This is a genomic window from Burkholderia sp. COPS (genome assembly GCF_019425585.1).
GTDB lineage: Bacteria > Pseudomonadota > Gammaproteobacteria > Burkholderiales > Burkholderiaceae > Burkholderia > Burkholderia cepacia.
On record NZ_WIXR01000012.1, the window covers coordinates 98,560 to 117,877 of the forward strand.

The following is a 19,318-nucleotide window of genomic DNA, read 5'->3' on the forward strand; positions in this document are numbered from 1 at the left end:
GCTAAAGTGCCGCTCTCCCGACACTTCTTGCGCTACGCGAGCTTTTCGATATAATGAACCATCGTTCGGAATGTCGAACGAGAGAAACCAAGCATCCAGAGTCGGGTTATCCGACGCCAACCTGCCCTCCCGGGCAAGGTGGACGCCCTTGAGGCGATGCGGCCGATTTACGGCAACGAAACGGGAGCAGCATGGCTGGCACCGGTTCGATAACCACTCAACCGGAGCAATCATGCGCCAGGATACCGCTGCTTCCCGCCAGACCGTTTGTGAAGACTGGTCGCACCTCCTTCCCGGTTTCACGCTCACGCATACGGTTCATCTCGTTTCGGGATTGAATCCGGGCATCGTGTCGACAGCGGCTGCCGTACTTGAAGGTGAAACCGCCACGGTCGACCGATGGGCCATCGCCCGTTGTGGCGACGTTCTCGAGCAGAAGATCGTTCTCGGGGAAATGACGGAAGGGCAAGCGGTTCGACTGCGCGATCGACTTGCCGCGCTCGATGGCGTGCTGCGCACGAGGATGGAACATCATTTCGTCCGGGCCGGTTCGGCCGCCTCCGGGAATTGACCGGAGGGTGGCCGTCAGGCGATGCCTGATTGTTGTCGCCGTTCGGCTGATGTTGGTGCCAAATGAAAGCGCTCTGCGTCGCGTGCACATTGGACGTCACCGGTATTTTTGCCCGCGGCCTGGTTAACCCCCCGCCACGAATAACGGCGGCCTGCAGACGGCCCCTCGGCCGCGCGGCGGGACGTCGATTTTCCGCGGCATTCCGCGCCTCGACCACGCGCAATTGCTGTTGGAACAGTTTCGCTTAAGCCTCACCCCGCAGACGTTTGTGGGGATTTCATGGGGCGTAAGGTGAAACTTCGCGAATCGCTTTAAGTGAAACTATTCGAAGTTGCCACGTGCCGAGGTACTTTAATTCTGGTTACGCGTCACCGCTGGTTTCGGTTATGCCCGGAACTCTCTCGGCAAATCAATGACTTGGGTGACCGCCCCGATATCGTCGAATCCGACGGATGTTTGCGTGTCCATCATCAACATCCAAACACTCGCTTTTCCAACAGTTTCGGTTACGTACGTTGCCAGTGGGACCCGCACTGGCGCCTCCCTTACTGATGTGCAGGTGGAACGCTGTGCGCGTCTGATTTCTGAGTTATTGCTTCAGTGTCCGCTTTCGTTCGCCGTAGCCATGCATCGGATGACCGTCGACGTAGAGTTGCGCGAAACCAGTCTTCTTCGGCTCTTCCCACATCTCGCGTCCAATGGAAACAGGCATGTCGCCACTGACCTGGATGTAAAGCATCGTCGTGCCTTCATATTGCTTATCCCACATGTACAAGCGGCTGGTGGCGCCTTCGTTGCGGTAAGCTCCGACGCAGGCGTGCGCGGTGCATCCGGCTACGGAGGTTAGATTCTGAACTGCGAGGTACTGGACAGTGCTTTCGATAGAACGACCAGAACTTTATCGAGAGGTCCTTGGCTATCCCGGGGGTATCCATTGTGTACGTGCGCCGGAAGAGGGCACGTTGCGGCTCGTCTTGAAGATGCCGGTGTCTTATCTCCTCCCGGCGAAGATGAATCGAGGATTCAAGATTTACGTCGTCCCTGTTGAACTGAACGGGCAGTCAACGGTAGGGCTGATGAGCGCATTTTTTGACGACGAGGATTGTCCGCTAACGTTATGGCGTCTCTTGGCGGATGACGGCCCATCCCTCGACCTTCTGTATCTGTTGAGCCGGCGTGAGATTCTGGTTCACATATTTGATGAGCAGAATCGTGAGCTGTTAGGTTATAGAGCCGAGGTCGATGTTCCTCTGATGGCGCAGATGCGCTTGGAGCACGTGAGATTTACCTCGCTAAGTGACTCAAGCTTCGGTCAGGCACATGAGCAGGCGAACATGTGGCTTGGCCTCAGAACAGTGGCCGACGACGCTGACGCGATTTCCGTGCGATTCGAGGAGCCATTGTTTTCGGAGGACTTGACGATAACCGACACACGCCCACAGATGTACCAGTTTCACGGCGGCCAGGGATACGCAATCACGTCGCTGGAGCGGGAGGAGCCAGGAGCATTTCAGGAGCTTGACATCATTTTGATGCTCCAGCGGGTTTTCAAGCCCGAGCAGATTTACCACGCGCCGAGGCGTCACTACGACAAAGAAGAAATTGCGGACGTCATCGTCATAACCGACGACCTGTGTCTGATTGTGCAGGCGAAGGACTCACCGAATACAGAGAAAACGCTACAGCGCACCTTGAAAAGGAAGAAGCTGATGTCGGTGCATCAGGTAAACGATGCCCTGAAGCAGGTAGTAGGCGCAGTGGGTTACGCGGATGCCACGCGGCCGTTTCGCATGATGGTTGGTGAACGCGAGGTCCGTGTAGACATCAGCAAGCACCATCTTCTGTCGTTGGTTATTGTTCGAGAATTATTCACCGATACCTATGCCGAATACAGCAAGTCTTTATTTAGTGCGTTCGACGAGACGAAGCTGCCGTGTATCGCGCTCGACTATGCCGAGTTGCATAAATATACGACTTTCTGCCCAAATCAAGGCAGTTTCCTTGGAGCCTATTTTCAGGTCTTCGATGCCGCGCGCGAACTCGGCGAGTTCCCGCGACTGCGCTTCGGCGCTCGTGACGTTCGTGGGTTATGGGAGCAGGGGGAAGGGTATTGATGCGCATTCGGCATGGCAAAGCCGTAGCTGTTGCGTAAAATTATGCTCCGACCGCTAGCTATTGCAATCCGACATGTCGCAGAAATTTGCCAACGAAACATTCAGAAACGCCGAACCGTCGTGGGCGAATGCTTGCGTAGGGGACAACGGCTCGCCTGACATCGTGGATTATGCAGAAGGCTTTGCAAACGCTGCGCAGGTGCTGCTCGAGCAGGTGCTGCGTCACCGAGGCCTGAAGTATCCGACAGACACCTTTGTTTACCCTATCTGCTTTAACATGCGCCACGCGATAGAACTGTACATAAAGGCGGCTATCGAATCGTTGCGCCCACTGGTTCATCATGATTATCGCCTGCCGGACATCGACGTCCAGACATCACACGATATCGGGAAATTATGGCGTTATTTTAAGGAGCACGCAGTCACGCTCGATTCGCGCTATAAGACAGTCATAGAGCCGTTGGACACGGCTATATCGGATTTTGCAAAAGTAGATGCCACGGGGCAAGTTTTTCGCTATCCGTTTGGACGGGAGAATCAAAAACACCTGACGGAGCTTGCGATAATCAACCTTGGAGTTCTCTGGAGAAAATTTCCCGCACTGATTGAGGGCTTGAAAGCGTTGAACTAACAAGGAAATTTTCTTGGTGATGAGTATCGACACAGGACTTACACTGCGCGGCTCTCGCGATTCGACCTTGTATGCATCGCCTATCAACTACCTCCGAGAGCCGCATGGGGTACACGGGAGTTCGATGTAGCAAAGGCCGAGATTCGAAAGCACTTTAATATCAGTTCCAACGAGTTTTCTCGAGCGGTGAAAGTCATCGAGGCGAACATCGAAATGGCTGCCATTATTGAGGCTCCTCGGGCGCTCGCTCATGTGAAGACAACGCAGCTTACTCTCTATTTCGATTCGTGGTGCAAATTTATTGACCTTGACGATTTGAAGAAACGACATGCTCCCTTGCCTGACGGGAATGATGCCTTACTCGATGCAGAAGTCGGCAACGACGATTCAGGTTTGCTGGAGGAAATACGTGCGCACGCCGCGTTGCGAGCCGAAATTTGGCCGAGTCTCATGGCTAATATATCTCTAGAAGCGCTCGGTGAAATCAGGGCTTTGTACTACTTCTCAAGGAACAACTCTAGACATACCGAGGAATTTGAAAGAGAGCGAGAGCTATGTACTCGCGACCTCGTGGCCGACGGTGATGCTGGAGAAGCGAGATTGCGGCAATCCGCCTTCTACCTCATGGATAAGCCACTGGCGTTGGAGCACGTACTGAACTCATTGCTATTTTTTGGACATATCGAAGTGGCGAATGAGATGCTGCAACGTTATGAACTGTCATCCTACGCGAGCGAAGTGCTCGAGCGTTCTCTTCGACGGTTCAGCTACCGTCATCGTCAAGCCTCTGAGGCAATGAATCGCGACTTAAGACATCCGGCAAACGAATTGTTCGTGCGCTGAGAACAGGTAGCCCGAGTAAAGTTTCCGCCTCTCCCGACCCCGGCCCGCCAGCGACTATAGACTCCGTATCAAACCAGTCACAGACACGCTGGCGCGGGAAAGGCGGCCGGAGCGCGAAAGCGTAAGCATAAGCGACGAAGCGGGGACCGAGATGCTCACGAAACCCACAATACAAGCCATTATGATGCCCTGGTCGGCACGGCGCCGTGGATAGTCGACGTGCATAGACGGGCGTTCGCCTGGAAGCGGAGGAGCGCAGATGAACAAGCCTCGGCATCACCATTTCGTCCCGCGTTTTTACCTCGAAGGTTTTTGCGCCGAGGACGCCCAAGGGCTTGCTGTCTATGACCGCGTTCGGAATGCATATCGCACTCAGCGACCTGCAGAAGTCGCTCACCGGCGCGACTATTACGCCTACGAGGATGAACAGGGCAACCGATTCTTTGACATTGAAGTGGCGCTCAGCGAGGTCGAGACGGCAGCCAGCCGCTCGATTCAGCGTGTCGACAACGGCGGTGACTTGAGTGACGAAGACCGGATGGTGCTCGCAACATATGTGGCGTTTCAGCACACGCGAACACCCGCGTACGCAGCCTGGCTGGAGGCTTTTCGCGCGCATGGAGCCGGACGTGAGGAGGTGGAGGCACTCCCAGAACCACCGGACGCAGCAGTTGGGCGGGTCGAGGCCATTGACGTGATGCTACGACATGCGCCGAGATTTGCTCACGTTTTCCTGCAACTGAACTGGACTATCTGGCGTCGCGAATCGGAGCGCATCTCCTTTGTTACTAGCGATAGTCCAGTTTGCAGGGTTTGGCGGGACCAGCCGGAAGAGGACGTATATGCTGGCGCAGGCTTCCTCTCGCCGGAGGTGATAACCATTCTTCCATTGTCGCAAGCGTCAGCGCTGGCAATGTCTGGCATCGGTGACCAGATGGCGCAGAGGCCGCTTACCCGTGACCAGGTGCGACGCGTAAACCTCGCGGTGGTCAACCAAGCACAGCACTACGTTTTCGGTAGAGATTCGATGCTTGTCGAGAACCTCGTCCGCCGAACGGGAATCAACAGGCGTCAATGGCAGCCCCCGTTGCGCGTCGGCTAGCGCTCCCGATAGTTGCGCCCTATGCTTATCGCGCGGCGAACGAGCGCGGTTGATTGGGACGCTCTGGGTTACCGTAAATTGCAAAAAACAACCGAAATTGCCCGGGGGCAACTGTGGACGCAAAGACAACTTTTTTTTCGGCAGACGCAGCTTTACCGGAGTCTATCGAGAAGCACGTCGGTTTCGTTGAACTCGGCCGAAGATTTCAGCGTTATCGCGATGAAGAGTCGATTGCTGACATCGCGAATCAAAGCTATGTTTCGGCATACGCTAGCCATTATTCAACACTGGACTGGCAGGAACTTTTGTGCCACCGCTTAATCGTTATACTTGGTGAACCGGGCAGCGGGAAGTCGGAGGAGTTGCGCGCTCAACAACACCGTCGTCCCGATGGTTTTTTCTTGCGTCTCGAACAATTAGTGACCGAAGACATCAACGCTATCCTGTCTGACGAGGAGTTAGCCAGACTCGAGCGATGGAAGAAGTCGACCGGTACGGCGCTCTTCCTGCTTGACTCAGTCGATGAGTCAAAGTTAAAGCGCGACGATGATTTCATCGCCGCGCTTGACCGGCTTGGAAAAGCGCTCGGTCCTGCTCGATTTCGGGCGCAGCTGGTAGTGAGCTCGAGAATTAGTGAATGGCGCCCGCAGACAGACCGCAACGCCATAAGAGAGCGGTTCGTAGCTCCGCCCGAAAAGCCGGAAGCGACGCCGGAAGAGGTTCTCGTTACCACAATCCTTCCGCTCACACCGGACCAGGTTCGCATTTACGCCCAGAGCAAAGGCATTCTGAATGCACAGGAATTTCTGGAAGCGTTGAGTAAGCACAATGCTTGGCCTTTTGCTGGTCGTCCGCTCGATGTCGCAAGCCTGTACAGCTATTGGAAGGAAAATCGGCAGCTGAGCGGTCTGACGGCATTGACGGAATACATGGTTCGGAAGCTACTTGCCGAAGTATCCAACAAAGAGCGGAGTGACCCTTTGACGCCCGAGCGTGCGAGGGCAGGCGCCGAATATCTCGCGGCGGCGGCAGTACTTTGCAAGAACCTAAAGTTCGCTGTCCCTGACGACGCTCATATTTCTGGTCAAAGGCACATCGCGGCCGACCTTGTTCTTCCGAGCGATTGGACATCACAGGAAAGGCGAGCGTTGCTCGACCGAGCGTTATTCGATTCGGAAAGCCGCGGTGCACTTTCTTTCCACCATCGGTCACACGTAGAGTACCTCGCTGCGTCCTGGTTTGAGCGCCTGATGGAACATAACTGTCCGTTTGAATCTCTGCGGGAACTACTGTTCGCTCAGTCTAACGGTACAACGACGCTGCGCGCTTCGATGAAGCCCGTTGCTGCTTGGCTGGTGAAGCCTGATGCCTCTGCATGGCGTGGTCGGCTTGAAAACCTATTGTTAGAGACGGCGCCGGAAATTCATCTTCAATGGGGGGACCCGGCGGCGCTGCCGATTCACTATCGCAAACGAGTTCTTGCGGCCATTGTAAAAAAGTACCGAAGCCGCGAGTACGTTCCAATCGAAGTAGACCTCGAATCTCTTGCTCGAATTGCAGACTCCGGGCTTGCAGCAGATATTTCCACCCACCTTCTTGACAACGAAGTCTCAGATGGTTTGAAGGCCCGATTGTTGATGATAGTCATGGAGGGCAAGCTCACGGAATGCGTCGAAAGCGTCGTCGCGCTATTCGAAGGCGCTACAACTTCGGAGGATATACGCCGCTATGCGGTTCTAACGGTTCGCGATGCGGGGACGGAAGCCCATAGACTTCGGCTCGCAGACGGTTATCGGCTCGTCGAGAACATTGACAATAAGACTCTTGGTTATCTCTTTGAGACGCTTTTCCCGACTTGCATATCCGTCGATGGCGCTCTCGAGCTTCTTCAAAGGGCTACGTCCGTAAGCCGCCGCGAAATAGAGTTCCGGGATTCGATTAAGTCTAAGCTGGCGGAGTCTCTCGACAACAGCAACGCGATGCCATTTCTGGAAGGCGTCGTCGCTATGTTGGCGCGGGAGCCACTTAGTACGTCGCGCCGCATATCCGAACATTACTACTGGGTCTCAGAGCTTATCGCGCCAGCACTGGCCGCTGCTTTAGAAAAATTTTCATACTCCGATACAGAAATCGACGCGATATTCAAGGCCATCTTGCAAGTCGAACATAGGACTATGTTTGAGGGCGCAGGCGATTCCGACGAGAAGCTGGAGCTGGAGAAAATTCGGGGTGCACTGGAAAGCAATCTTGGGATGCATCGAGCTATTTTTTGGCGACGTGTTGCTCACTTTCGAGCAACTGAAAAAAAGGAGCCACCAGCGCATAGGCTCGACCCTTATCACAGCGTGCTCCCATGGAGTCGCGCGGATTTGGAGTGGATGATTTCTGATAGTCTCAATTGCACAGACGCAGGTGACAGGCAGGTCGCTATCGAGGCGGCTCTCTTACTGTCATGGAGGACGCATAAGTCCCTATCAGCTGTTGTATGGCGGCTACGTCGGACATTGACTCGCGAGGACCTTCGTCCATTTGTCCTCTCGCATCTTAAGAACCGAGTGATAGCGCCATTTCATAGGCGATATGACAAGTATGTGCGTCAACGCTTCCTCGATGCCCACTGGTGGACAATGAGGAAAATGACGTGGGAGCGTCGACGAAACGAAATTCGATGGAAGCTGTGGTTGTGGACTCATCTTTCAGGAATTCGTTCGGGCCAGTACCCACGTGCTATTCGCTACCTGGTTGAAGTAATGCACGATAGCAGTGCGACGAAATACGGCGTGGTGGCTTGGGAGAAAGTTCGCGCCAAGTGGGGGCGCGCGCCGGCTGCGGCTGCTGAAGCGGGGTGCCTCAATTTCTGGCTGACCTATTCTCCAGAGCTACCACACGAACGGAAAGAAAAAAATTCTGTCGATGTTCGGTCGACCTTTGGTCTGATTGCGCTTCAATCGGAATGGAAGGCCGGCCGTCTAACGTTTGCCGACTTTAGAGAAGCCGATGTGACGCGTGCGGTGAGGTTTGCTTGTTGTGAACTCAACGGCCTGCCGGAATGGTTCGAAGCTCTCGCGCAAGCGTTTCCAGACGAGGTGGCGGACGCTCTGTCTCCTGCTATAGATACCGAATTCAAATATGCTGCTGACCTGCCGCACGTCTATGAGGTGACCTCCAAGCTGGCCGCAGCGAAATCGCCAACTAGAGCGTCTGCTATTGCCGTCTGGCGCACCTTGTCGAGTGTTGACCCACTGCACAATGACGTTCTCAAGCAGGCTACAACAGCGCTGCTGCGAACGAGTGATGCATACTATGACGACCTTGCGAGCCTCGCGCAAACCCGAGTGAAGCAATATGTACCCTCCCACGGCCGCTGGCGGACATGGATGAGTGTGTGGCTCAAATTGGACGCCTTGCCGGCGATTGCGCATCTCGAATCCGTTGTGGCGGGCTGCCCCGCTCAGGGGGAAGCCGACGACCTGGTCATTTCGCTCTGTGCGAGTCTAGGTGGCCGCTTCGGCGGAGAGGTACCGGTGGGGCGCGCTTCGTATCTGTCGCCAGCGTCCTTGGCCCGCCTGCTTCCTTTGGTCTGCCGGCATGTTCGTCGAGAAGATGATATTGACCGGACAAACCAGGGAGCGTATTCGCCTGTCGCTCGCGACGACGCACAGGACTTTCGAGCGAGGCTGTGGGAAGTGCTGCGCACATCGGATTCGCCGGAATGCGACTCAGTATTGCGAGGTTTCCTTGAGAACAGAACTCTGCCAGATGACATTGAATGGATTTGGAGCATACAGGACGAGAGAAACGGTAAGCAAGCTGACCCCACGGCCTGGTTCCCAGAAGACGTACGGTCATTCGGCACCCACTATCGGCACAAGCCTCGCTCGAACTACCAGCTATACGAGCTGGCGACTCGTCTCCTCGTCGAGATTAAGGCCAATGTAGAGATTTCTGAGAATGCGACTGACCGACTGCAGGTACGCGCCGACGACAAAGAAGCGCACTTTCAGGGATTCCTCAAACGGCAACTCGACGACCGGTCCCTGAGCTGGTTTGCGGTTACCCAAGAATCCACGGTAGACCTGAACCAGCGACCAGACCTTCGCATCGAGGTTCCTGGGCTTAATGCTGTTCCAGTTGAAGTGAAGTTAGCGAACCTTGGTTGGACGGTCGAGCAGCTGCTGGAACGTTTGGAGATACAGCTCGTTGGCCAGTATTTGCGGGCCGAAGGTGTCAACTATGGCATCTATGCTGTTGGCAACACTGAACCGACGCGAAAATGGAGACGTCCAAGTGATAACGCGCTTATCCGCTTCCCAGAACTTATCTCGCTTCTTCAGGCAAGGGCGAGCGAGTTGCTTTCACTGTTCCCGGACAACGTCCTTGGATTGACAGTCGTCGGCATCGACTTTTCTGACCCTCGACACCGACAAGGATGAGTCAGGTGGTCATGACGGAATGGTATCGCAGCGGAATCCTTCTGATAAATCGCCCGCCTTGACGACGCAATACCGCTACGGTCCCGATACGTCTTCAGCGTTCGGGAATCGCCCAGACACCCGGCAATGCAGCGGCCGAAACGTCGAGGTCGATGTCCAGCGGATAGTGCCTGAGTAGGCGCATCGCCATCGTTTGAACGCCTCGGACGGTTACCTCGTCGGCAGAAGCGAGCATCAGCAAGAATTCTCGCGTGTCGACAACGGCTTTCGTGCGCTCACGTGGGGGCGTCATCGTCAGCACCGTCAAGCAGACGTTTGGTCACGTCGGTGTATGACGTGACCTCGTTCAGTTCGCACCATCTCTTCCAGACGTACTCAGCATTCAAAGACGAACTGACCTGAGACATTAGTTTTGGTTACCGCTTGCCAGGTGTGGCTCAGCGGCCGGAAAGAGCCGCGTAACCAAAACTGAATCGGGGCTTCGTAACCGAAATTAATGCACCTGAGCACGCTCCCCGCCTTGTCGCCCCCCCTCACTCCACCGTCACCGACTTCGCCAGATTCCTCGGCTTATCGATATCCGTCCCCCGCGCCAACGCCGCGTGATACGCCAGCAGTTGCATCGGCACCGTATGCAGAATCGGCGAAAGCGGCCCGTAGTATTCGTTGAGCCGAATGACTTCGATCCCATCCCCCGGCACCAACCCGCAGTCCACATCCGCGAACACAAAAAGCCGGCCATTCCGCGCACTGACCTCATGCATGTTCGACCTGAGTTTCTCGAGCAGCATGTCATTCGGCGCCACCGCGATCACCGGCATCTCGTTACTGACGAGCGCCAGCGGCCCGTGCTTCAGCTCCCCGGCCGGATAAGCCTCCGCATGAATATAAGAAATCTCCTTCATCTTCAGCGCGCCCTCGAGCGCGATCGGATAATGCATCCCGCGCCCGAGAAACAGCATGTTGTCGCGCCTCGCGAGCAGTTCCGACCACGCCATGATCTGCGGTTCCAGCGCGAGCACTTTCGACATTGCATCGGGCAGATGCCGCAGCGCCCGCAGATGTTCCTTCTCCGCGTCGTCGCTTAGCCGTCCACGCACTTGCGCAAGCGATAGCGTGAGCAGAAACAGCGCGACGAGCTGCGTCGTAAAGGCCTTCGTCGAAGCCACCCCGATCTCGACCCCCGCGCGCGTGACGAACTGCAGCGCACATTCCCGCATCAACGCGCTCGTCGCAACGTTGCAGATCGCGAGCGTATGCATCATCCCGCTTTGCTTCGCGACATGCACGGCGCCGAGCACGTCGGCCGTCTCGCCGCTTTGCGATACTGCGACGACGAGCGTGCGCGGATTCGGCACACTGTCGCGATAACGAAACTCGCTTGCAATTTCCACGCTGGCCGGCAGCTTCGCGATGCTCTCGATCCAGTACTTCGCCGTGAGCGCCGCGTGATAACTCCCGCCGCATGCGAGCAACAGCACCGAATCGACGTCGTTGAACACCCGCCACGCACCATCGCCGAACAGCTCCGGCATGATCGAAGACACATCGAGCAGCGTATCGGCCACCGCCTGCGGCTGCTCGAAGATCTCCTTCTGCATGTAGTAGCGATACGACCCGAGATCGGCCGCGCCGCTATGTGCGGCGACCCGCTGCACCGCGCGCTCGACGCGCTGGCCGTTCGCATCGACGATCCAGTAGCGATGCAGCTGGATATCGGCAACGTCGCCGTTCTCGAGGTACGCGATCCGATCGGTGATCCCCGACAGCGCAATTGCATCGGACGCCAGAAAATTCTCGCCCTCGCCGACACCGACGACGAGCGGCATCCCGTCACGCGCGCCGACGATCCGGTGCGGCTCGTCGCGGCACATCACCGCGATCGCATAGCTGCCGCGCAGTCGCGCGACCGCGCGCCGTACCGCCTCGAACAGATCGCCGTCATACAGGTGGTCTACCAGGTGCGCGATCGCCTCGCTGTCGGTCTGGCTCGCGAACACGTAGCCTTGCGCCTGCAGTTCGGCGCGCAGTTGATCGCAGTTCTCGATGATCCCGTTATGCGACAGCGCGATGCGCGCGTTCGCGTCGCTCGGCGAAAAGTGAGGATGCGCGTTGAGCGTGACGGGTGCGCCATGCGTGGCCCAGCGCGTGTGCGCGATGCCGGTGTAGCCCGACAGCGCTTGCCCGGCGATCTCGCGCTGCAGGTTTGCGACGCGGTCGACGCTGCGGGCGCGCGCCAGCGCCCGGTCGCGGTAGACCACCACGCCGCATGAATCGTAACCGCGGTATTCGAGCCGCTTCAGGCCGTCGACCAGGTTCGGCAGGATGTCCCGCTGGGCGACCGCCCCGACAATTCCACACATATCGCGCTCCGTAAATGTCCTGTCTGGATCAGTGAGAGCGATGGTAGAGGGCGTCGGATGGAATTAAATTTCAAAATATACGAATAAATGAAATGGATAGCTGATCGTCTATCATGTTGAAATTAAATTTCACGCCCTGACCGAAAGGAGCCGCCGATGGCCGGCATCACCCTCGACGATCTCGACCTGCGCATTCTCGCGATCCTGCAAGACGACGCGTCGGTGTCGAACCTGCAACTCGCCGAGCGCGCGCTGTCGTCGCCGCCCACCTGCATGCGCCGCGTGCGGCGGCTGACGGAGGCGGGCGTGATCCGCCGGCAGGTCGCGGTGCTCGACCCGGTGGCGATCGGCACGGCCGTCACCGCGCTGATCGAGATCAGTCTCGACCGGCAGACGGCGGAAGACTACGACGCGTTCGAAGCGTACGTGTGCGCGGAGCCGGCGGTCACGCAGTGCTACCGCGTGTCGCCGGGGCCCGATTTCGTCGTGGTGGCCGATCTGGCCGACGTCGCCGAATACGACGAATTCGCGCGCCGGCTGTTCACCGGCGCATCGAACGTCCGCAACGTGCGGACGTTCTTCTCGACGCATCGCGCGAAATTCGAGGCGAACGCGCGGGTCACGCATGCGATGCGCAAGCGCGCGTGAAGCGATAGCACGGTTCGCGAGGCGTGCGCGATGCGCTCGCGATTCGATTACGCGGCCGCGTCGGCCGCTTCGATCAGCTGCAGCGGCTTGCCATATCCGAAGCAATGCGCGGGCTCCGGAAACACGTGTTGCCGCACGTCGTGCGCATACTGGCGGATCGCGTCGCGCATCACGGTGTTCGCATCGGCGTAACGCTTCACGAAGCGCGGCGTGTACGCATCGAAAGCGCCGATCATGTCCTCGGTCACGAGCACCTGCCCGTCGCACGCCGGCGATGCGCCGATGCCGATCGTCGGGATCGTCAGCGTTTCGGTCAGGTGGCGCGCGAGCGCTTCGGCGGTGCCTTCGATGACGACGCTGAACGCGCCGGCCCGTTCGGCCGAGCACGCGGCGTCGAACACCTGCGCGGCCGAGCGCGGGTCCATCCCCTGCGCGCGGAAGCCGCCCGTCGCGTTGGCCTGCTGCGGCATGAGGCCGACGTGCGCCATCACCGGGATGCCGCGCTCGGTCAGGAAGCGGATCGTGTCGGCCATCTCGCTGCCGCCTTCGAGCTTCACGGCCTGTGCACCGGTTTCGGCGAGCAGGCGCGCGGCGGAGCGATACGCTTGCGCCGGCGATTCCTGATAAGTCGAGAACGGCAGGTCGACGACGACGCATGCCTGCGCGGCGCCGCGTACGACGGCCGCGCCGTGTGCAATCATCATGTCGAGCGTGACGCGTAGCGTATCGGGCATCCCGTACAGCACCATGCCGACGGAGTCGCCGACGATGATCACGTCGGCCACTTCGTCGACGAGTTTCGCCATCGGCGCGGAGTAGGCGGTCAGCGAGACGAGGCTGCCGACGCCTTTGGTCGAACGGATCGCGGTGACGGTCTTGCGGGTGGTGCGGGTATGAGCGCTCATGGGCTGAAGCCGTGTGAAAGAAGAGCCGCCACGGTAGCATCGCGCTCGTTCGTGCAATGACCTTCGGAGGACGTCTTATGTTGCTGGCGGGACAATCGGGTGACCCTTACGCGGTGCCGCCGATGGCGCGCCTGCCGAGGCCGCTGTATGTGCGTGCGTTCGAGATTCCCGGCAACGCGAGCGTCGACGCGCACAGTCATCCGTGGGCGCAGCTGATGTATGCGACGAGCGGCGTGCTCGAGGTATCGACGCCGTCGGGCCGGCAGCTGCTGCCGCCGCACTATGCGATGTGGATACCGCCGCACGTGCCGCATGCGGTGTCGACGCGCGATTGTGTCGCGTTCCACAGCCTGTATCTCGATGCGGCGATCGCGCGCGACGACGTGCACGACGATTGCGCGATCCTCTGCATGACGCCGCTGCTGCGCGAGCTGGTGATCGCCACGGCCGAATTGCCGGTGAACTACGACGAGACGGGGCCGGACGGTGCGCTCGTCTGCCTGATCGCCGACCGGATCGCACGGATGCGGGCGGCGCCGCTGACGGTGCCGCTGCCGCGCGATCCGCGTCTGCTGAAAATCGCGCGTGCGTTGCATGCGTATCCGGGCGATACGCGCAATCTCGACGAATGGGGGCATCAGGTCGGTGCGACGCGACGGACGCTGTCGCGGCTGTTCCGGCAGGACACGGGGCTGTCGTTCACCGAATGGCGGCAGGCGGTGCGGCTGCTGGCGTCGCTGCCGCTGCTCGAGGCGGGCGAGCCGATCGGCGCGGTGGCCGCGCAACTGGGCTACGACTCGACGTCGTCGTTCATCGCGCTGTTCCAGGCGAAATTCCGCGTGACGCCCGGCGCGTATGCGAAGCGTGAAGCGCGCCGGCCCGTGCTGAGCGCGTGACGCGGCGGCCCGCCCTCGCTCAGAACGCGAGCGTCTGCTGCGCCGGACGGCCGGTGCCGCGCTCGAACCCCGCGCCTTCGAGCGACAGCAGCGCACGCTTGCGGTCGATGCCGCCCGCATAACCGGTCAGGCTGCCCGATGCGCCGACCACGCGATGGCACGGCACCATGATCGATACGGGGTTCCGGCCGACTGCACCGCCCACGGCGCGCGCGCCGCTCATCGGCAACCCGACGCGCTCGGTGATGTCGCCGTACGTCACGAGTTCGCCGAACGGAATCGCGAGCAGTTCCTTCCATACACGTCGCTGAAACGCGGTGCCGCGCAGTTGAATCGGCACCGAGAACGTTTCGCGCGTGCCGGTGAAGTACTCGGCGATTTCTTCCGCGACCTTGCGCGCGATCGGTGGCGTCGCGAGCGCGTCCGCTTCGGTCACGATCGCAACCGGCGGGAAGTATTTCTGGCCGACGAAGTAGAGGCCCGTCAGCGCATCGTGCTCGATACGTACCGCGATGTCGCCCAGCGGGCTCGGAATCAGGTGAGCAGGAGTCAACGCAACATTTCTCCGTGAAGGGGCCGCACGAGCGGCATACGCGCACCACGGCGCCCGGCGCGCCGCATGCGTCGCGGCAGGCGAGGGGAATCGACGCGCATGGGGCGACTGTAAACCATCCCGGCCCCGATCCTGGCCGGATTCGGACATGTGCATCCGTGACCGTGCGCTCGCCCTGGTGGCGGGAAAATCCCGGAAAAACGGTTAATGCCACATTGCAAAACAGTCGTCTCTTTTGCCGCGACCAATTTGAGATGACTCATCGAAATCCCCGACTGACAGGGCGCCGGCTGACGACCTATCCTTTGAAAAACGTTTTCCAGATTGATCGGCGGATTCGGCCGTGCGCGACAGCGCGCCGCCGTCCGCCCCGGCGCCGGTCGCCGGTCAACGAATACCGTGCGGCGCGACGGGCGCGGCCGCGCATCGGAGACATTCATGCAATCTGCCGTCGTCGGCGCCGTGCGCGCGGCCGCCAGCCGCTACCGCTGGACCGTCTGTGCGCTGCTGTTTTTCGCGACCGTGATCAACTACATGGACCGGCAGATCCTCGGCCTGCTCGCACCGATGCTCCAGCACGACATCGGCTGGACCCAGGTGCAGTACGGCCGGATCGTGATGGCGTTTTCCGCGTTCTATGCCCTCGGCCTGCTCGGCTTCGGGCGGATCGTCGACTGGCTCGGCACGCGCGTCTCGTACGCGGTCGCGATGCTCGTGTGGAGCATCGCCGCGATGCTGCACGCGGCGGTCGGCTCGGTCATGGGTTTCGCGTTCGTGCGTGCGCTGCTCGGGATCGGCGAGGGCGGCAACTTCCCGGCCGCGATCAAGACGACGGCCGAATGGTTTCCGCGCCGCGAACGTGCGCTCGCCACCGGCATCTTCAACTCGGGCGCGAACATCGGCGCGGTGTTCGCGCCGGCGATCATCCCGGCCATCGCGGTGGCCTACGGCTGGCGTGCGGCGTTCGTGATCATCGGCGCGATCGGCATCGTGTGGCTCGCGGTGTGGCTCGTGCTCTATCGCCAGGCCGATACGCGCGCGCTCGCCGCGGAATACGACGAGCCGCGCGATGAAGCGGAAGCGCTCGACGCGGCGAACGCGAACGCCGGCGCGCCGCGCTGGGGCGAACTGATCCGCAAGCGCGAAACGTGGGCGTTCCTGATCGGCAAGTTCCTGACCGACCCGGTGTGGTGGTTCTACCTGTTCTGGCTGCCGAAGTGGCTCAACGAATCGCGCGGGATGGACATGCAGCACATCGGCCTGCCGCTCGTCTGCATCTATGCGTTGACGACGGTCGGCAGCATCGGCGGCGGCTGGCTGTCGTCGATGCTGCTGCGCGCGGGCTGGAGCGTGAACCGCGCGCGCAAGACGGCGATGCTGATCTGCGCGTGCTGCGTGCTGCCGATCGCGTTCGTGTCGCAGGTGCAGAGCCTGTGGGTCGCGGTGCTGATCGTCGGCCTCGCCGCCGCCGCGCACCAGGGCTGGTCGGCGAACCTGTTCACGACGGCGTCCGACCTGTTTCCGCGCCGCGCGGTTGCCTCGGTGGTCGGGATCGGCGGGATGGCCGGTTCGATCGGCGGCGTGCTGTTCTCGGAAGTGATCGGCCAGGTGCTGCAGCGCACGGGCCACTACTGGGTGCTGTTCGCGATCGGCGCGTCGGCCTACCTGCTCGCGCTGGCCGTGATGCACATGCTCACGCCGAAGATGAAGCCGGCGCAACTCGACGCGTGAAGGCGTGATCGCGTATTCACGGCATCGCATATCCGAAAACGAACGCGCCGCCCTTGGGCGGCGCGTTTCGTTTGGTGGCTCGAGGCGGGGAACTCAACCGGCCGCGGCCGTCGACGCGCGCATGATCAGCCGCGGCTCGAACGTCGAATAACTCGCATCGGTGCGCCCCGCGAGCGCGTCGATCAGCTTCTGCATCGCGAGCTCGCCCATGTTCTCGCTCTGGATGTCGACGGTCGTCAGCGCGGGCGCCGCGTATTCGCCGTACGGCACGTTGTCGATGCCCGCGACCGATACGTCTTGCGGCAGCCGGAAGCCGAGCGACGCGGCTTCCTTCATGAAGCCGAGCGCGATCAGGTCGTTGTAGCAGATCACGGCTTGCGGACGCTGCGGCCCGAGCATCACGCGCGAACACGCGCGCTCGCCGGCCTCGGCGGTCGGCGCATGCGCATCGTGCACGTCGAGCGTGAGCCCGGCTTCGGCGAGGCAGTCGCGCGCGCCCTGGATCCGCTCGTCGTTCACGCGCGCGGTGCCGAAGCCGAGATACGCGATGCGCGTGTGGCCGAGATTGAGCAGATGGCGCGCGAGCATGTAGGTCGACAGCCGGTTGTCGATGCCGACGCTCGGAATCGGCAGGCCGGGGCTGCGGCGCAGCAGCACGAGCGGCTTGTTGAGGTCGAGCATCCAGCCGGCTTCGTCGTCGGGCATCCGCGTGCTGACGATCAGCCCGTCGACGCGCTGCGCGAGCGCCTCGATCAGCGAGCGTTCGCGTGCCTGGTTCTCCTCGGTATCGACGAGCAGCAGCGTGTAGTCGTGCTGCAGCGCGACGCGGTTCGCCCCCTTCACCACGTTCGTGAAGTGCGGGTTGCTGATGTCGAGGATCACGAGGCCGATGGTGCGCGTGCGGCCGGTGATCATCGAGCGCGCGAGCGGGTTCGAACGGTAGCCGAGCCGCTCGATCGCCTCCTTGAGCCGGGCCTCGACGGTCGGCGAAAAGCGCTGCGTGCCGTTCACGTACTTCGATACCGTCGCGACCGACACGCCGGCTTCCGCCGCCACGTCGCGGATCGTCGGGGAAACTTTTTTCATGCGGAGGGTAACGTTTTCGTTCGATAACGCCGGATTGTGGCAGAAAACGGGGCCGTGCGGCCACGCGCCGATATCGGGAAAGTGCGGATGGCTGCGAGCGGGTTCGGCCATTGACGTTCGGCCGCGCTCCCGCGTATAGTTGGAAAACGTTTTCCGATCCAGTCAGATTTCAGGTCAGATTCAAGGAGATTCGATGAACGCCTCATCCACCGGCGCGCGCAAACCGTTCGGGCGCCTGCTGCTGACGGGCGCGGCCGGCAACCTCGGCCGCCAGTTGCGCGGCGCGCTCGCCGACTGGGCCGACGTCGTGCGCGTCAGCGACATCGCGACGCTCGGCGACGCGGCCGCGCATGAAGAAACCCGCGTCGTCGACCTGGCCGATCGCCCGGCCGTGATGCAGCTCGTCGACGGCGTGGACGCGATCGTCCACCTCGGCGGCATTTCGGTCGATGCACCGTTCGACGACCTCGTCGGTGCGAACATCACCGGCACGTACAACCTGTACGAAGCCGCGCGCAAGCATGGCGTGAAGCGCGTCGTGTTCGCGAGCTCGAATCATGCGATCGGTTTCCATCCGGTCACGGAAGTGCTCGATGCCGATTCGCCGCTGCGCCCCGACAGCCTGTATGGCGTGACGAAGTGCTTCGGCGAATCGCTGTCGCGCTATTACTTCGACCGCTTCGGGATCGAGACGGTATGCCTGCGGATCGGCTCGTCGTTCGAAGTACCGAAGAATCCGCGCATGCTGGTGACGTTCCTCAGCTATCGCGACTTCATCGAGCTCGTGCGCTGCTCGCTGCTGACGAACCGCGTCGGGCATGCGATCGTGTACGGCGCGTCGGACAACCCGGTGAAGTGGTGGGACAACACGAAGGCCGGCTTCCTCGGCTTCCGCCCGCGCGACAGTTCGGAGCAGTTCGCCGGGTTGTTCCCGGTGGCGGCGCCGACCGCCGACTACGACGATCCCGCGCAGCGGTTCCAGGGCGGCGGGTTCGTCGTCGGCGAGCCGATGGAGCGCAACGCGTCGTAAGCGCCGCCGGCGTCGCGGCGGCGGTTCAGCGCAGGATGTCGGTCGCGCGGTGCCGCGCGTCGACACCGTCGATCAGGATCAGCGGGCCGCTCGCGTGACGCGCGCGCAGCGGCTGGATCTGCCGATACGCATCCGATTCGTACCATGCACGCGCGGTGGCGAGATCGGGGAACGCGATCGCGATCAGGTCGCCGCGCCACACGCCTTCGCGTACTTCCGGCCGTGCGCCGTGAATCACGAAATGGCCGTCATACGGCGCGAGCGTGCCGTCGATGCGTTCGAGGTACTCGACGATGTCGTCGCACATCTCGACGTCGTGCAGGTGGGCGATGGCGTAGGCGGTCATGGCGGGCTCCGTGGCGTGAGGTGAGTCGATGGAGCCATGATCACGGTGCGGGCGGCGCGCGTCGAT

17 protein-coding genes and 1 riboswitch are annotated in these 19,318 nt (G+C 60.5%); of the genes, 10 read left to right on the top strand and 7 right to left on the bottom strand.

The features are described 5' to 3' along the window. Positions 1–86: 86 nt before the first annotated feature. A riboswitch (SAM-I-IV-variant riboswitch) is annotated at positions 87–190 on the top strand. A 42-nt stretch (positions 191–232) separates the two neighbouring features. After that, positions 233–571: a hypothetical protein gene (locus FOZ70_RS09960; RefSeq protein WP_148668956.1), complete on the top strand. Its 339-nt coding sequence runs from the start codon at positions 233–235 to the stop codon at positions 569–571. A gap of 589 nt (positions 572–1,160) precedes the next feature. Here FOZ70_RS09960 and FOZ70_RS09965 read toward each other — a convergent pair. Continuing rightward, the gene (locus tag FOZ70_RS09965) at positions 1,161–1,340 is read right to left on the bottom strand and encodes an acetoacetate decarboxylase family protein (protein WP_219705730.1); all 180 of its coding nucleotides are present in this window, start codon (positions 1,338–1,340) and stop codon (positions 1,161–1,163) included. Between the two features lie 217 nt (positions 1,341–1,557). On the opposite strand from FOZ70_RS09965, the gene FOZ70_RS09970 reads away from it, so the two are divergent. The 5 genes from FOZ70_RS09970 (at position 1,558) to FOZ70_RS09990 (ending at position 9,694) form a co-directional block, all read left to right on the top strand. Beyond that, a complete protein-coding gene (locus FOZ70_RS09970) occupies positions 1,558–2,685 on the top strand; it encodes a hypothetical protein (protein ID WP_219705732.1) in 1,128 nt (375 codons plus the stop codon). Positions 2,686–2,758: 73 nt separating this feature from the next. Then, positions 2,759–3,316: a hypothetical protein gene (locus tag FOZ70_RS09975; protein WP_219705734.1), complete on the top strand. Its 558-nt coding sequence runs from the start codon at positions 2,759–2,761 to the stop codon at positions 3,314–3,316. Positions 3,317–3,502: 186 nt separating this feature from the next. Further along, the gene (locus tag FOZ70_RS09980) at positions 3,503–4,159 is read left to right on the top strand and encodes a hypothetical protein (protein WP_219705736.1); all 657 of its coding nucleotides are present in this window, start codon (positions 3,503–3,505) and stop codon (positions 4,157–4,159) included. A gap of 259 nt (positions 4,160–4,418) precedes the next feature. Next, the gene (locus tag FOZ70_RS09985; RefSeq protein WP_219705738.1) at positions 4,419–5,261 is read left to right on the top strand and encodes a DUF4238 domain-containing protein; all 843 of its coding nucleotides are present in this window, start codon (positions 4,419–4,421) and stop codon (positions 5,259–5,261) included. Between the two features lie 113 nt (positions 5,262–5,374). Continuing rightward, a complete protein-coding gene (locus FOZ70_RS09990; RefSeq protein WP_219705740.1) occupies positions 5,375–9,694 on the top strand; it encodes a hypothetical protein in 4,320 nt (1,439 codons plus the stop codon). A gap of 94 nt (positions 9,695–9,788) precedes the next feature. Here the strand turns inward: FOZ70_RS09990 and FOZ70_RS09995 are convergent, their stop codons facing one another. After that, positions 9,789–9,995 (bottom strand): BPSL0761 family protein, encoded by a 207-nt coding sequence (locus tag FOZ70_RS09995; RefSeq protein ID WP_346656398.1) that lies wholly within the window; start codon positions 9,993–9,995, stop codon positions 9,789–9,791. A gap of 232 nt (positions 9,996–10,227) precedes the next feature. Beyond that, positions 10,228–12,057, bottom strand: a complete 1,830-nt coding sequence (gene glmS / locus FOZ70_RS10000; RefSeq protein WP_219705742.1) for a glutamine--fructose-6-phosphate transaminase (isomerizing) — start codon at positions 12,055–12,057, stop codon at positions 10,228–10,230. A 156-nt stretch (positions 12,058–12,213) separates the two neighbouring features. Here glmS and FOZ70_RS10005 point away from each other — a divergent pair, with 156 nt between their 5' ends. Beyond that, on the top strand, positions 12,214–12,705 hold the full coding sequence (locus FOZ70_RS10005) for an Lrp/AsnC family transcriptional regulator (RefSeq protein ID WP_021160045.1): 492 nt from the start codon (positions 12,214–12,216) through the stop codon (positions 12,703–12,705). A gap of 47 nt (positions 12,706–12,752) precedes the next feature. Here the strand turns inward: FOZ70_RS10005 and panB are convergent, their stop codons facing one another. Continuing rightward, complete coding sequence (gene panB / locus FOZ70_RS10010) at positions 12,753–13,610, bottom strand: 3-methyl-2-oxobutanoate hydroxymethyltransferase (protein ID WP_059654107.1); 858 nt, start codon at positions 13,608–13,610, stop codon at positions 12,753–12,755. 77 nt (positions 13,611–13,687) lie between these two features. Here panB and FOZ70_RS10015 point away from each other — a divergent pair, with 77 nt between their 5' ends. Beyond that, the gene (locus FOZ70_RS10015; RefSeq protein WP_021160047.1) at positions 13,688–14,506 is read left to right on the top strand and encodes a helix-turn-helix transcriptional regulator; all 819 of its coding nucleotides are present in this window, start codon (positions 13,688–13,690) and stop codon (positions 14,504–14,506) included. 19 nt (positions 14,507–14,525) lie between these two features. On the opposite strand, the gene FOZ70_RS10020 is transcribed toward FOZ70_RS10015, so the two are convergent. Then, the gene (locus FOZ70_RS10020; RefSeq protein WP_219705744.1) at positions 14,526–15,059 is read right to left on the bottom strand and encodes a methylated-DNA--[protein]-cysteine S-methyltransferase; all 534 of its coding nucleotides are present in this window, start codon (positions 15,057–15,059) and stop codon (positions 14,526–14,528) included. 438 nt (positions 15,060–15,497) lie between these two features. Here FOZ70_RS10020 and FOZ70_RS10025 point away from each other — a divergent pair, with 438 nt between their 5' ends. Then, positions 15,498–16,790: an MFS transporter gene (locus tag FOZ70_RS10025; RefSeq protein ID WP_059589565.1), complete on the top strand. Its 1,293-nt coding sequence runs from the start codon at positions 15,498–15,500 to the stop codon at positions 16,788–16,790. A gap of 93 nt (positions 16,791–16,883) precedes the next feature. Here the strand turns inward: FOZ70_RS10025 and FOZ70_RS10030 are convergent, their stop codons facing one another. Next, positions 16,884–17,987 carry a LacI family DNA-binding transcriptional regulator gene (locus FOZ70_RS10030; RefSeq protein ID WP_021160050.1) on the bottom strand — a complete coding sequence of 368 codons (1,104 nt, stop codon included), beginning with the start codon at positions 17,985–17,987 and terminating at the stop codon, positions 16,884–16,886. Between the two features lie 82 nt (positions 17,988–18,069). Here FOZ70_RS10030 and FOZ70_RS10035 point away from each other — a divergent pair, with 82 nt between their 5' ends. Next, positions 18,070–18,906: an NAD(P)-dependent oxidoreductase gene (locus FOZ70_RS10035; RefSeq protein WP_021160051.1), complete on the top strand. Its 837-nt coding sequence runs from the start codon at positions 18,070–18,072 to the stop codon at positions 18,904–18,906. Positions 18,907–18,931: 25 nt separating this feature from the next. On the opposite strand, the gene FOZ70_RS10040 is transcribed toward FOZ70_RS10035, so the two are convergent. Next, positions 18,932–19,252: a DUF1330 domain-containing protein gene (locus FOZ70_RS10040; RefSeq protein ID WP_059488857.1), complete on the bottom strand. Its 321-nt coding sequence runs from the start codon at positions 19,250–19,252 to the stop codon at positions 18,932–18,934. Positions 19,253–19,318: the final 66 nt, after the last annotated feature.